The sequence below is a fragment of the Limibacillus sp. MBR-115 genome, assembly GCF_040549425.1.
Lineage (GTDB): Bacteria > Pseudomonadota > Alphaproteobacteria > Kiloniellales > CECT-8803 > Limibacillus > Limibacillus halophilus.
In genome coordinates this window covers 1-14,431 of sequence record NZ_JBEPTJ010000007.1, presented here as the reverse complement: position 1 = coordinate 14,431, position 14,431 = coordinate 1, and the positions used below count along the sequence as shown (strand labels likewise).

At 59.3% G+C, this 14,431-nt stretch carries 11 protein-coding genes; 8 read left to right on the top strand and 3 right to left on the bottom strand.

Annotated elements, in window-relative coordinates:
- The first annotated feature begins 5 nt into the window (after positions 1-5).
- From ABIE63_RS13775 to ABIE63_RS13745, 7 genes are all read left to right on the top strand, one after another.
- Positions 6-1,145: a RodZ domain-containing protein gene (locus tag ABIE63_RS13775; RefSeq protein ID WP_354505073.1), complete on the top strand. Its 1,140-nt coding sequence runs from the start codon at positions 6-8 to the stop codon at positions 1,143-1,145.
- Positions 1,146-1,260: 115 nt separating this feature from the next.
- Complete coding sequence (gene ispG, locus ABIE63_RS13770) at positions 1,261-2,403, top strand: flavodoxin-dependent (E)-4-hydroxy-3-methylbut-2-enyl-diphosphate synthase (RefSeq protein WP_354505072.1); 1,143 nt, start codon at positions 1,261-1,263, stop codon at positions 2,401-2,403.
- Between the two features lie 27 nt (positions 2,404-2,430).
- Entirely contained in the window at positions 2,431-3,678 is a 1,248-nt protein-coding gene (hisS, locus tag ABIE63_RS13765) for a histidine--tRNA ligase (protein ID WP_354505326.1), read from the top strand.
- A gap of 17 nt (positions 3,679-3,695) precedes the next feature.
- Positions 3,696-4,955, top strand: coding sequence for a glutamyl-tRNA reductase (gene hemA / locus ABIE63_RS13760; protein WP_354505071.1), 1,260 nt, complete (start codon positions 3,696-3,698; stop codon positions 4,953-4,955).
- Between the two features lie 5 nt (positions 4,956-4,960).
- Complete coding sequence (gene prfA, locus ABIE63_RS13755) at positions 4,961-6,043, top strand: peptide chain release factor 1 (RefSeq protein WP_354505070.1); 1,083 nt, start codon at positions 4,961-4,963, stop codon at positions 6,041-6,043.
- Positions 6,040-6,918, top strand: a complete 879-nt coding sequence (prmC, locus tag ABIE63_RS13750; RefSeq protein WP_354505069.1) for a peptide chain release factor N(5)-glutamine methyltransferase — start codon at positions 6,040-6,042, stop codon at positions 6,916-6,918. Before prfA ends, prmC begins: the two co-directional genes overlap by 4 nt.
- 206 nt (positions 6,919-7,124) lie before the next feature.
- Positions 7,125-7,841, top strand: coding sequence for a DUF4167 domain-containing protein (locus tag ABIE63_RS13745; RefSeq protein WP_354505068.1), 717 nt, complete (start codon positions 7,125-7,127; stop codon positions 7,839-7,841).
- Positions 7,842-7,898: 57 nt separating this feature from the next.
- On the opposite strand, the gene ABIE63_RS13740 is transcribed toward ABIE63_RS13745, so the two are convergent.
- Positions 7,899-8,657 (bottom strand): MOSC domain-containing protein, encoded by a 759-nt coding sequence (locus ABIE63_RS13740; protein WP_354505067.1) that lies wholly within the window; start codon positions 8,655-8,657, stop codon positions 7,899-7,901.
- A gap of 223 nt (positions 8,658-8,880) precedes the next feature.
- Here ABIE63_RS13740 and clpB point away from each other — a divergent pair, with 223 nt between their 5' ends.
- Positions 8,881-11,478: an ATP-dependent chaperone ClpB gene (gene clpB / locus ABIE63_RS13735; protein ID WP_354505066.1), complete on the top strand. Its 2,598-nt coding sequence runs from the start codon at positions 8,881-8,883 to the stop codon at positions 11,476-11,478.
- Between the two features lie 95 nt (positions 11,479-11,573).
- On the opposite strand, the gene sodC is transcribed toward clpB, so the two are convergent.
- The gene (gene sodC / locus ABIE63_RS13730; RefSeq protein WP_354505065.1) at positions 11,574-12,131 is read right to left on the bottom strand and encodes a superoxide dismutase [Cu-Zn] SodC; all 558 of its coding nucleotides are present in this window, start codon (positions 12,129-12,131) and stop codon (positions 11,574-11,576) included.
- Between the two features lie 108 nt (positions 12,132-12,239).
- On the bottom strand, positions 12,240-13,970 hold the full coding sequence (locus ABIE63_RS13725; protein WP_354505064.1) for a peptidoglycan DD-metalloendopeptidase family protein: 1,731 nt from the start codon (positions 13,968-13,970) through the stop codon (positions 12,240-12,242).
- Positions 13,971-14,431 lie beyond the last annotated feature (461 nt).

The following is a 14,431-nucleotide window of genomic DNA, read 5'->3' as shown; positions in this document are numbered from 1 at the left end:
TTCCCATGTCGAACCTTGATGACGAATTTGAGCAACATCAGTTGGACGATGAAGCCTTGCCCGAGGTCCGTCCCACGGTAGGACGGTTGCTCCGCGAAACACGGGAATCCTACGAACTGGACCAGCAGGATGTGGCCGGAGCGCTTCGTATCCGTTCCGTTTATGTCGCCGCGATGGAAGAAGGCCGTTACGACGATTTGCCCGGCGAAGCCTACGCCATCGGTTTTGTGCGGACCTATGCGGACTATCTGAGGCTGGACAGCGCGGAGGTCGTGAAGCGTTTCAAGGCCGAATTCGCCGGTTTGGAACGCCGGTCTCTACGATTCCCCACGCCGCCACGAGAAGGTCATATCCCCGGCGGGGCCTTGATCCTGATTGCCTTGGTCCTGATTGCCTTGGGATATGGCGCATGGAGTTACTTTGGTCAGGAAGAGCGCAGCTTCGCCGACAGCGTGGAAGCCGTTCCCGAGGAACTTAAACCATTGGTCGATCCTGTGCCGGAGGTGCAAAGCGATCCGACGATAAATACCCAATCACAAAGCGAAATGAGGGTTGAGCCCAATGCCGGGCCGCGTCTTGAACAACAGCCTGCAGCCGAGACGGCGATGACGCCCGAGGTGCCGTCGCTGGTTGAAATACCTACGCCCACCGATCTGCCGGAACAAGCACCGCAAGACGCCTTGCCGGCGCCGGCGGAACAACCTGCAGGGAGTGTGACCGAGGAGACTTCAGCCGCGGGATCGGCTTTACCACTTGCCCAATCGCCTGCCCCGGAACCGTCATCGGACGTGGCAGTGGCGCCGCCGCCAATACCGGCGCAAAGCCTTCAGAACACCACGGCGGATAGCGAGGGCCGCACCCTTGGGGCGACGGACGTCGCTAGCCGCGTTGTGTTGGTGGCGAGCAGCGACGCTTGGGTGCAAATTCGAGAAGCCGACGGGTCTCTATTAATGACGCGCATTTTGCAAGCGGGTGATCGCTACCGGGTCCCGGATCGCCCCGGTTTGTTGCTGGATGTCGGAAATGCCGGTGGAGTGACCGTAGAGCTGGACGGCGCAACCCTGTCGCCACTGGGCGATCTAGGCCGTGTGCTGCGCAAGATTTCACTCGACCCCGAAGCTTTGCGAAACCGTCTCGCGCAGTAGGAAAGAGCAGCACAGCCTTGAAACTGCCGCCGCTTCGGCGCATGTTCCGGGTGCAAGCGGACATGCATCTGCGGCACGAGTTTCCTTTGTAGAAGAGAAGCGTCTAGAGTTGACGATGAACCATCGCCCCTACCGCCACATTGAACGCCGCAAGTCGCGGCAGGTTTACGTCGGCAAGGTGCCGGTGGGCGGCGATGCGCCGATCACCGTGCAATCCATGACCAATACGCTAACGGCCGATGCGGGGGCGACCATTGCGCAAATTCGCGCGCTTGAGGTCGCGGGCGCGGATATCGTTCGGGTGTCCTGCCCCGACGAGGCCTCGACCAAGGCCTTGCGGAGCATTGTGGACGAGGTAACGGTCCCCATCGTCGCAGACATCCATTTTCACTATAAACGCGCGATCGAGGCGGCGGAGGCAGGTGCTGCCTGCCTGCGCATCAACCCAGGCAATATCGGCTCGGCGGCGCGGGTACGCGAGGTGGTGCGTGCGGCCAAGGACCATGGCTGCTCGATCCGCATTGGCGTCAATGCGGGCTCGTTGGAGCGCGAGTTGCTTGAGCGATTTGGCGAACCCTGTCCGGAAGCCATGGTTGAAAGCGCACTCAATCACATCCGGATCCTGGAAGACAATGACTTTCAGGAGATCAAGATTTCCTGCAAGGCCTCGGATGTATTCCTGGCGGTGGCGGCGTATCAGCAGTTGGCAGACGCCTGTGATTACCCGCTGCATATTGGTATCACCGAGGCTGGCGGGCTACGGAGCGGCACCGTAAAATCCTCGATCGGACTTGGGAACCTGCTGTGGGCGGGCATTGGCGATACGATCCGCGTGTCCCTCTCGGCTGATCCGGTGGAAGAGGTCAAGGTCGGTTTCGATATTCTCAAGGCGCTGGGATTACGCCACCGCGGCGTCAATGTGATTTCCTGTCCGTCTTGCGCGCGCCAGCAGTTCGACGTGATCAAGACCGTTGAGGTTCTTGAAAAGCGCCTGGCGCACATCACCACACCAATGACGCTTTCTGTGATCGGCTGCGTGGTGAACGGTCCAGGTGAAGCGACCATGACCGATATCGGCTTTACCGGGGGCGGACGCGGAACCCATCAGGTTTATGTGGCCGGTCTACCCGATCACCGTTTGAAAGATGGAGATATTGTCGACCATCTGGTGGAGATGGTAGAGCAGAAGGCCGCCGAGATAGAAGCGCAGCGAGCGAGCAAAGAGGCCGAGGGATCGGCCGGCGATGCCCCCGCGTAGCTGCATCCTAGCCGTAAGCAGAGGGAGATCACCGCCGTGTTGCAGCCGATCCGGGGGACTCGCGATCTTTTGCCCGAGGACATGCGCAGACATCGCGCGGTGGTCGAGCGCGCCCAGGAGATGGCCGAGCGCTATGGTTTTCTGGAAATGGCGACGCCAATTTTCGAGGACACAACGGTCTTCAAGCGCACGCTGGGCGACACCTCCGATATCGTTACCAAGGAGATGTACACCTTCTCAATGAAGGATGGCGAAGAGATCACGCTGCGGCCTGAAAACACCGCCGGTGTCGTGCGCGCAGTGCTTTCCAACGGATTGCGCCAGGACCTGCCGCTCAAATATTTCTACGCAGGGCCGATGTTCCGTCACGAGCGCCCGCAGAAGGGCCGTTACCGGCAGTTTCATCAAATCGGGGTGGAATTGATCGGCGTTCCCGAACCGCTCGCCGATGTCGAGGTGATCGCGACAGGACAGGCGATTCTCGACTCCCTGGGTTTGCAAGGGCGCACGACTTTGGAAATCAACACGTTGGGCGACCCTGAAAGCCGTAAGGCCTACCGGGCGGCTTTGGTGGAATACTTCAGCGCCCACCTCGACCGACTTTCGGAGGATAGCCGCGATCGTTTGGGTCGAAATCCTCTGCGTATCCTCGATTCCAAGGATGAAGGCGACCGCCGGTTGGTTGAAGGTGCGCCGTTGTTCGGGGAGTTCCTGAATCAAGAGAGCCAGGATTTCTTCGCACAAGTTCTCGCTGGAATCACAGCCCTCGGTATCTCCTACAAACTCAATCCCAGGCTGGTGCGCGGGCTTGATTACTACACACATACGGCCTTCGAGTTCACCACCACCGAATTGGGTGCGCAAAGCGCGGTCATGGCCGGGGGGCGCTACGACGGACTGATGGAGATGATGGGAGGGCCAGAAATCCCCGGTATTGGCTGGGCCGCAGGGATCGAGCGTCTTTCCATGCTGGTGGCGGACGTGGCACCGGCCCCTCGTCCCATCGCCGTGATACCTTTGGGATCCGAGGCCGAGGCGAAGGCACTGGTCCTTTCGGATCGTCTGAGACGGTCGGGTTTACAGGTCGACCTCGGTTACTCCGGGAACATGAAGAAGCGCATGAAGCGGGCGAACAAGATTCAAGCGCGCGCAGCTGTCATTCTGGGCGAGGACGAGTTGGCGCAGTCGGCCGCGGCGGTGCGCGACTTAGATAGCGGTGAGCAGCAGCTCGTTTCCCTGGACAAGCTGGCCGATCACCTCGCTCGTTTCCGCTAGCCGGCCGGGTGCCACCTGTGGCCGGCTCACGGCATAGCAAAGACTTGCTGCTGATCGGAATCGATTACCGATCCGCGCCGGAGGTCCTGCGTGATCGCCTGTTCCAGGATGAGATTTCAACGGAAGAGGGGCTTGGCGCTTTAGCTGCGGCGGGGCTCAAGGCCGCGGTTCTGATCGCCACTTGCGAGCGGATCGACGTGATCCTGCCCGCGGAGCAACGAGAAGACGAACAGGCGGCGCGGCGTTGGCTAGCCTCGCTCGCCGGTGCCGAATCGCGCCGTCTTGGCGATTCCCTATACCGCTTGTCGGGAGAGGAGGCCTTGCTCCATCTCTGGCGTATCGCCGCTTCGCTCGAAAGTGCAATGCCCGGTGAGCCGCAGGTTCTGGGACAGGTTCGTAAGGCCGAGCGTCTGGCCGAGGAGGCCGGACTTCTTTCGCCACCCCTTGTGGAAGCATTTCAGGCAGCATTTGCCGCAGCCAAGCGGGTGCGCAGGGAAACGGCACTGGGCGAGCGTGCCGTAACCATGGCGTCCGCCGCTTTGCAGGTCGCGCGCGACCTACATGGCAAACTGGACTCTTGCCGTCTGCTGCTGCTCGGATTGGGCGAGGGGCTAGAGCTTTTCGTCGGTCCCTTCCAATCTGTAGGCGTTCAGCAAGTGCTGGTTTGCCACCCAAACGGGCCGCGCGCCGATGCGGCAGCCCTGCGATTGGGCGCCCATGCCCGCCGTTGGGAAGAAAGGGAGCAGGCGCTGGCGGAAGCGGAGATCGTCATCACAGGCATGGCCTCCGCACATTACAGTCTGGAGCCGGATTTGCTGCGCCGTGTCATAAAGGCAAGGCGACACAGGCCGATATTGGTCATCGACGGAGGTGTGCCCGGCGATGTCAATCCAAGTGCTGGAGAGTTGGAGGATATTTTCCTTTATGATTTCGACGATCTGGAAGGCCTGGCTTTGGCAGGACAATCCCGTCGACGTCTGGCGTTTGAGGATGCAAAAACGATCTTGGCGGAAGAGTTGGAGCGGTGGCGTCTCCGGCTCTCGGGTCGCGAAACGGCGGCTCTGCTGCGCGAGGCGGAGATAGGGCTGCGCGCCCTGGAAGCTGATGCCCTATCGGCGGGAGAGGGCTCGGCCGTCAGCCTGCTGCGGCAGCAGCTGTTGGAGCGACTGACTGCGATGGCGCGTGGGCTTGGTCGCCAACAGCCCGAGGAACGCGCCGCGCTCGAACGCTTGATCAAAGGTCTGTTCAGCGCCAGATACGACGACGAGAAGGAGTAGCAAGCGTGAGTCTTGAACAATCTTTGTCCCGCTTGGAAGAGCGATACCGAGATATCCAGCAGGAAATTGCAGGCCACGCAAATCCTGGATCGGCTGAATACACGCAGCTTTTGCGTGAGCTATCTGAAATGGAGCCGGTGATCGCCAAGGCGGCTGAATGGCAGTCCGGGGTTAAGGAGTTCGCGGAACTAGAGCAGATGATCGAAGATCGTTCCACCGACAGCGAGATGCGCGAATTGGCCCGCGAAGAGTACTACGCCCTCAAGGAGCGGCTTCCGATGTTGGAGCGCGAGGTGCAGTTGCTTTTGATTCCGAAAGACGCCGATGATGAGCGTAACGCCATTTTGGAGATTCGGCCCGGCACAGGCGGCGACGAGGCGTCCCTTTTTGCGGCCGATCTGTTGCGAATGTATCAGCGCTACGCGGAACTCCAGGGCTGGCGGTTTGAGCCCATCGATGTCTCCGAAACCGACGTCGGCGGCGTCAAGGAAGCAAGTGTGGCCGTTTCCGGACGCGGGGTTTTCGCACGGTTGAAGTTTGAATCCGGCGTACATCGCGTGCAGCGCATTCCCACGACCGAATCCGGCGGCCGCATTCATACCTCTGCCGCGACCGTTGCAGTCCTTCCAGAGGTGGAAGAGGTGGATATCGCGGTTGCTGAAAAAGATCTTCGGATCGATGTCTACCGTTCCAGCGGCCCAGGCGGACAGTCGGTGAACACAACGGACAGCGCCGTTCGCATCACGCATCTGCCGACCGGACTTGTGGTGATCTGCCAGGACGAAAAGAGCCAGCACAAGAATAAGGCCAAGGCGATGAAGGTGTTGCGCGCCAGGCTCTATGAGCAAAAGCGGCAAAAACTCGAGGCTGAACGCGCCGCCGAAAGGCGCACGCAGGTCGGAAGCGGTGATCGGTCCGAACGTATTCGGACCTATAATTTCCCGCAGAACCGGATCAGCGATCACCGTATCAACCTGACACTCTATAAGCTGGACAAGGTGGTCGTTGGAGAGGCCCTGGACGAGGTGATCGACGCCTTGATCACCGAAGACCAAGCAGCGCGGCTGGCAGCGGTCGAGGAAGCATGACGGCGGGGCGGTCAGGCTGCGCAACGGCGGGGGCGTTGCTGTCGGCTGCGACCATACGTTTGTCCGCAGCCGGGATTGAGGCTGCCCGGAGAGAAGCCCGCTTGCTGTTGGCGCAGGCGTTGAGTTGCGACCCGCAAAAGCTTTTCCAAGAACCCGGGTATTCGGTCAACGGTAAAGATCAGCAGGTGTTTGAGACACTGGTGTCGCGCCGTTTAGCCGGGGTTCCTTTGTCTCGCTTGCGAGGCTGGCGCGAATTCTGGAGTCTGCGATTCAAACTGTCTGCTGAAACGCTGGACCCGCGGGCCGATAGCGAAACCTTAATTGAAGCAGCGCTGGCGCGGATCAAGAATCACGATGAGCCGCAAGAGTTTCTTGACTTGGGAACCGGTTCTGGATGCCTGCTCTTGGCACTTTTGAGCGAGTATCCCAACGCCTGGGGACTGGGTATTGACCTCAGTTACGATGCCGCAGCTACTGCTTCCGAGAATGCACGTTCCCTCGGATTGGGCGACCGAGCGGCATTTCTTTGTGGTGACTGGGCCGCTTCCCTGGTGTGCGACGGCGCCCGCAGATTCGATCTGGTCGTTTCCAACCCCCCTTATATCAATGCCCTTGAATTCGATCATCTGGCGCCGGAGGTTCGCTTGCATGATCCTTGTTTGGCGCTTGCCGGCGGCGACGACGGACTCGCCTGTTACCGTATCCTGATCCCGCAAGTGTTGCATCTGGTCAAAGAGGGTGGGCTTCTTTTATTGGAAATCGGCAGCATGCAAGCGCAAGCCGTTGTAGGCCTCCTTTCCGCTTCTGGATGGACGAAGATATCGGTCTTGAAGGACCTCGCAGGTTTGGATCGTTGTATAGCGGCATGCAGATAAAGGTGCTCTAAGGCAAAAAAAGGCTTGGAAAGGGTGACGGCGGCCACTAATGTAGCTTCTGTCAGAGCCCTGTGGCTCGGCGCTTCATAAAGCAAGTGCCTTCGTGTCTCCTAAAAACATCGAGCTCCGTCCAATGACGGAATGGGCGAGTGTTTTTAGCGAGGTACGTAAATGACTTCTGTCCCGATGAACAAATAAAGATTGCAATGAGACCAGGTTCCAATGCACGGCGGCCTCGTGGCCGTCCTCACCGTCGCCAGGGTGGCGGTGGAGTTCCCAACAAGAACCAGAATTTCGACAGCAACGGCCCAGACGGGCGCGTGCGCGGTAACGCTCATCAGGTGTACGAGAAGTATATCGGGTTAGCGCGCGACGCGCAGACGGCGGGGGACCGGATACTTTCGGAATCGCACCTGCAGCATGCGGAGCACTACTTTCGGATCGTGAACGATTCGATGGATCCGCATGACGAGAACCGGCGCAGGATCAACGGGCATGATGGCCAGGACGGGCATCAGGGTCGCCATGGCGGTAATGATGGGTCTCACGATGCAGATCAGCAAAGCGATCAGCCACATGCTGCCGATTCCAATGAGTCCGGAGGACTATCGGATCAGCAGGAGCATGCCAGCGATGGCAATCGCCAGGACGATCACGCGCCTCGTCGTAGAGGGCGTCGCCCCGGTAGCCGGGATACCAGACCCGAAAGCCGGGACCGCGATACCCAGGCCTCGCCACTTCCGGTAACCGATGTAGTTCCTGCTACGGCTCCTTCCGAAGCATCTGCATCTGCGGCGGAGGGTGATGGGCCTCAGCCCCAGGCAGAGCCTCAGCCCAAACGCCGCGGTCGGCCGCGCAAAGTGCGTAGCGACGAATCCGTTGAGACCTCCGGTTCATCGACTACCGAACCAGTCGAGTCTTGAACCTCTGCCTTGCCTTTTTTTGAAGGCGGTTGAAACCGATTGGTTATATCGGGAGAATCAGGGCAGCCGTTCGACGGTATCGCCGACGCCCAGTTTGCCGCCTCGGATGATCCGGGCGTAAACGCCCATCTCGCTATGACTAAACCCGCGAGCCAGTCCTTTCAGGACCATAAGATCGCGTCTTCCGCTTTCCGGGTTGACCTCGGTTGCCGCGCAGCGCCCGATGGGCGTCATGACATGAACTTCAACATCGCCAATGCGCAGCCGCTTACCGAGCCAACTGCGCTCCTCCCAGGCGGCTAAGCCCGCAATCAGGAGATTAGCGCGGAACCTGCGTGGGTCCGCCGGTTGGCCCAATACTCTTTCCAGGTCCGATACCGACGCGAGATTGACAAGCGAGACCACGGGCTCCTCGACATCGGTAAAGCCATGCTCGTGGCGTTCCTGGAGTTTGACCGGACCCCGTCCGCTTTCCGCCAGATAGGCCGTCAGGAACTGTTCTAGAATCATTCTGCCCAATGGTTCGGTGACGTTGCCCTGCGCGACCCGTCGGCCCCCTCGCAGGATCGACATGACCCCACTGTCCACGTCGAAAGTAACCCGCAATTGGGCCAGTTTCTCGTCGCGCATCAAATTGAAAAAGCTGTTCTTGCTAGCCCAACGGCCATCGATTACCTGATTACGGCTGCCGTAGGAGATGGCAAAGCGACGGTCATGTGGAAGCAGGCAATCGGCAGCTACGGGGACTTCCTGCAACGCTTGGCCATCCAGGCTTTTGACCGGGTAACGCCAAATTTGCTCGAGCGTGGCGTTCATTGAGGGCTTCTCCCACCCAAACGGGCTATGAACAAGACGATCAAGAAGCCGCTTTTGATGAGCCTTGTCAACTTTGTGCCGGGCCAAGTTTGCGGCAACCGCCTTGCACGGGCCCGGGTCGCTCCCATATCTGAATTAGCAATCCTCTTCGGATCGCACTTGCGGTGGATCAATGCGCAGACGGGGCTCTTAGAGCACGTTTGGGTTTCATGGAGGAAGATAAATGAACTTGGAACACTACACCGAGCGTTCGCGCGGATTCGTTCAGGCCGCCCAGGGCTTGGCGCTCCGGCAAAACCATCAACAACTTACACCCCTGCATCTTCTGAAAGTCCTTTTGGACGACAAGGAAGGGTTAGCGGCGAACCTAATCCGTAAGGCTGGCGGGGATCCCGCGCGCGCCTTGAGCGGTGTTGATGCGGAATTAAAGAAAGTACCGGCCGTGGAAGGTAGCGCGGCGGGGCAAGTATACTTGACTCCCGAGCTCGCGCGCGTCTTCCAGCAAGCGGAGCAAATTGCCGAGAAGGCCGGCGATTCCTACGTGACCGCGGAGCGGTTGCTGCTGGCATTGGCCATGCCAAATGCCGGCAAGGCCGCGGATATTTTGAAAGCCGCGACGATTACGCCGCAAGCTTTGAATCAGGCAGTTGAGGAGTTACGCAAGGGGCGAACGGCGCAATCGGCTAACGCTGAAGAAGGGTATGATGCACTCAAGAAGTACACACGCGATCTGACGGCTGTGGCCCGTGAGGGCAAGCTTGATCCGGTAATCGGCCGTGACGAAGAGATCCGGCGGACGGTTCAGGTGTTGTCCCGGCGGACCAAGAACAATCCCGTTCTGATCGGCGAGCCCGGCGTTGGCAAAACAGCGATCGTAGAAGGCTTGGCGCAGCGTATCGTCGCCGGCGACATCCCCGAAACGTTGCGCAACAAGAAGCTCTTGTCACTGGATCTCGGGGCGCTGGTAGCCGGGGCGAAGTTCCGCGGCGAGTTTGAAGAGCGGTTGAAGGCGGTCTTGCAAGAGATCGCCGATGCCGAGGGCCAGGTCGTGGTCTTCATCGACGAACTTCACACGCTGGTGGGCGCTGGTAAGGCCGATGGCGCAATGGACGCGTCCAACATGTTGAAGCCCGCGCTGGCGCGGGGTGACCTGCATTGTGTCGGGGCGACCACGCTCGACGAGTATCGGCAGCACATAGAAAAGGACGCAGCACTCGCGCGGCGCTTTCAGCCGGTTTTTGTTGCGGAGCCCAATGTCGAGGACACGGTGTCCATTCTGCGGGGCCTGAAGGAGAAGTATGAGCTTCATCACGGCGTGCGGATCACCGATGCTGCCATCGTTGCCGCGGCGACGCTGTCAAACCGCTATATCACGGACCGGTTTCTTCCGGACAAAGCCATCGACCTGATCGACGAGGCGGCGAGCAAGCTGCGGATCGAGGTTGATTCAAAGCCGGAAGCCATCGACGAGCTTGATCGACGGCTGGTGCAGTTGAAGATCGAGCAGGCGGCCCTGAAAAAGGAAAGTGACGAGGCTTCCAAGGACCGCCTTGGTAAGTTGGAAAAGGAAATCGCTGAACTGGACCAGCGTTCGTCCGAAATGACCGGCCAGTGGCAGGCGGAAAAGGATAAGTTGGGCGCTCAGCAGCGGCTTAAAGAGCAGCTTGATCAGGCGCGTGCGGAATTGGAGATTGCCCAGCGTGAGGGCAAGCTCGATCGTGCATCTGAGTTGAAGTATGGCACGCTGCCTGATTTGGAGCGCAAGCTTCAAGAGGCCGTTTCGGTCGGTGGGCATCACATGCTGAAGGAAGAAGTGACGGATTCCGATGTTGCTGGGATCGTGTCCCGTTGGACTGGAATTCCCGTCGATAAGATGCTTGAGGGTGAGCGCGACAAGTTGCTGCGGATGGAGGATGCCCTGCACGGCCGGGTGGTCGGGCAGGAAGAGGCCGTCACCGCCGTTTCCAATGCGGTACGTCGGGCCCGTGCGGGATTGCAGGACCCCAATCGTCCCATCGGTTCTTTCCTGTTCTTGGGGCCAACCGGCGTCGGCAAGACGGAGTTGACCAAGGCCCTGGCCAACTTTCTTTTCGATGACGAGACGGCAATGGTGCGGCTGGACATGTCGGAGTACATGGAAAAACACGCGGTTTCGCGCATCATCGGAGCGCCGCCGGGATACGTCGGTTACGAACAGGGCGGTGCCCTGACCGAGGCGGTGCGGCGCAGGCCCTATCAGGTGATCCTTTTCGACGAAATCGAAAAGGCGCATCCGGATGTCTTCAACGTGCTGCTTCAGGTGCTCGATGACGGGCGATTGACGGACGGCCAGGGTCGCACGGTCGATTTCCGCAACACCCTGATTGTCATGACCTCCAACCTGGGTTCGGAGATTCTTGCTGCACAGCCCGAGGGACAGGAGGCCGAAGCGGTCCGCGATCAGGTTATGGAGGTGGTGCGCAGCGCCTTCCGGCCGGAGTTCTTGAACCGGCTGGATGAAGTTCTGCTGTTCCATCGGCTCCAGCGGTCGCAGATGGCCGGGATCGTCGATATCCAACTGGGGCATCTGCGCCGTCTGCTGGAAGACCGTAAGATGCGCCTGGAACTTGACGAGTCCGCCCGCCACTGGCTGGCTGAGGCAGGTTATGATGCCGTCTATGGGGCACGCCCCTTGAAGCGGGTCATCCAGCACCGCCTCCAGAACCCGCTGGCGTCATTGATCCTGGAAGGGCAGATAGGCGACGGCCAAACCATAAAGGTTTCGGTTGAACAGGATCACTTGGTCATCAACGGCCGAGCGGTGGCAGCCGAGGCCGCCTGACGGAGCGCAGGTGCCGTGAAAGAAAAACCCCCGTGCGGATCTCCGCGCGGGGGTTTCTCCATATAAGGTTCCGGGAGTATCGATTCAGGTCCGGTTTACCCTTGCGGAATGATGCCGCAAGCAACACGCCCGCCACCGCCGCCCAATGGCTTGGGTTCATCGCGGAAATTGTCGCCGCTCTCATGGATCATGAGGGACCTTCCGAGCACGTCGGCGACCTTCAGGCGCGGCGCAACCAGGGTATGTTTGGTTGCCGTGGCGCCGTCTTCGGAAATCTGTACGAAGAGAATCGGCAAGTCGCCAAGATGACCTTCACCGGAAGGACCACCATGGGTTCCCGTGCCTGCCGGGTCGAAGTGTCCGCCGGCAGCCAAACCGGCGACCATCGCGCCATCTTTGTCGGCTGCATCGCAACTGGGGTTCTCATGTATGTGAAACCCATGAGGTCCTGGAGCGAGCTTATCTGAAAGATTGATCTTCAAAAGCAGGCCGTTGTCGCTATCCGACAGGGTCACGGTGCCGATAGCGTTACCAACGCCCATACCGCTTATGAGGTGCATTTCGACAGCCACCTCATTGGCGTTGGCAGATTGGAGACAAGCAGAAATGATCGCAAGGCCGGTAGCCGTAGCGAAGAACGCGTTCTTCAACATTTTCTGAAAAGTCCTCTATAAGCGCTGCAACACTTTGCCGCGCAGGCGCGCATTATAGTGCGAGCCGCACCTTATTAAAAGCGGCTTATAAAGGAGTCTGGGTTCCGTTCAGCAACCGTCATTTGCGCCGATGCGTACCGGTTCGTGAGTCTGTGGAGTAACGGCTTTTAGCGTTGTCTCTGTGACGCAATCGTCGGACTGCTTTTGCGCAAGTTGTGGGGCTGCACGGCGAAGCTCGGCCAGCTCACGCTCCATGCCCTGGCGCTGCACTTCGAAGCGCGCCAACTCGCTGCCCTTCAGCTCTCTTCCGGTCGGGAGGTCGATGGAACGCGGATTTACCTGCTTGCCATCGACTAACACTTCATAGTGCAAATGCGGACCAGTGGAGCGTCCGGTGGTGCCAACATAACCGATGATCTGTCCCTGTTCGACGCGCGCGCCCTGTCGGACACCGCGTGCGAATCCATTCAAATGTGCATAGGCCGTTTCGTAACGGCTATTGTGCCGAATTCGAATGTAGTTGCCATAGCCGCCGTTGCGGCCAGCCTTTAGCACCTTGCCGTTACCGGCCGCGTAGATCGGTGTGCCTCTGGGGGCGGCGAAATCCGACCCGGTATGCATCTTGCTATAGCCCAGGATCGGATGCTTGCGCATGCCGTAGCCGGAGGACAGGCGGGCGCCGTCGATTGGTGTGCGCATGAGGGCGCGCCGCACGGATTTTCCTTCCTCATTGAAGTAATCCGTCTCGCCATCGGTCGCGGTATAGCGATAGTAGCGACGCTCCTTGCCCGATAGCGTCAGGCGGGCAAATCGCACCGGACCGGTTTTCGCCAACTGTCCGGTTTCCTCGAAAAAACCGTCATAGAGAACTTCGAAGGAATCTTCAGGTTGGATGTCGCGTTGGAAGTCGACGTCAAAGCTGAAGATTCTTATCAGTTCGATCATGGAGCCAAGAGGCACGCCCGAATCGATAGCCGCCTGGTACAGGCTGGTATCGATAACGCCGCGATGCCATTCGGGTGTTTCTTCGAAGCTGCGGGTCGTGGCCAGCGCGGTAAACTGCCCCTCGCCGTCGCGGTCGACGACCACGTCGGTTTCGATATCGGGCCGTAGTTGCAGACTCATGAGCCGAATCGCTTCGCCTTCATCGGCGACGGCCAATTGAATCTCCTGGCCAACCCGTAATTTTCTGGGGCTGAAAACATCGGATAGCACGTCGATGGCTTCATAGGCCTCGCGACGTTCGATCCCCATCTTGGTCAAGAGCCCCATCAAGGTATCGCCGCTGGAAACCGTCAGCACCTCGTGCTTGAGGATATCATCCGCCGAATCGACAGTACCGGCGGTTTCCGAATTGCCGTCTGCTTCGCCCGGCGCAGCCTTGGCCATTGGATCAGCGAACAGGTAGTTGCTCTCCGGTAGTGTCGCTTCGAAGTCCTTCCCCGGCTGCGCGGTGGATGCAATGGATTCAGGGGTTGATGTCGTGGATTCCGAGGTCGCCAACTCAGGAGTTGCGGGCTCTGGGGTCGCAGACTCTGGGGTCGCAGACTCTGGGGCTGCTGTTTCGGGAATCGATGCTAGCTGGGCCGGGGCCGCTTGGACTGCGTTGTCCTCGGCGCCGACTGGGCTGCTCTCAAGCTTCAAAGGCTGGCGGGATGCGGTTTCCTGGCCAACCGGACGTAGTGTCACGGAAAGCGGGATCTCGATGGTGCCGATCGGGGCTTGGCGCTCGACGGCCGCTGAATAGGCTGAATAAGCGAGGATCGGAAGCAACAAGGCTGTAGTACCAACCGCGATTCGCTTGATGACGCGGCTACGGCTTTGATCGCCCGGAACCATACGCTGACCCCCCTGGGAATGGCTGTCTTGTAAAAAGCTGTCCGTCGGTTGCGACTCTTGACCTCCACCTAAAGGCAGTGATTTCGCAAACGCGCCTTGTAAGATGCTGAATCGTAGGACTCTTGTCAAATAAAAGCCCTATGTCGCATTGGGCTATTCCTGGTGATCCCGCGGTTCCCTATGCATTATTGTCCCGGTGATGAGGGCCGTTAAGAAAGGTTTTGTAAAAAAACCGCAAAAGAGGTTTGACAGGGCAATCTGAGCCGCCTATATACCCCCTCGACACGGGCCGAGGCGCTCACCACCGTGTGGGTGTCGCAACCGTGTTTTTTGTGGCCTAGGTCGCAGAAAGCCGGATTGAATTGAGTTCGGTTTTGTTCATTGACATTGTGGATATGAGATAAGGAAGGGATACGCGGGCGGCGGCTTTGCGGTTGCTGTTTTGTGCTGTTTTTCTTTGG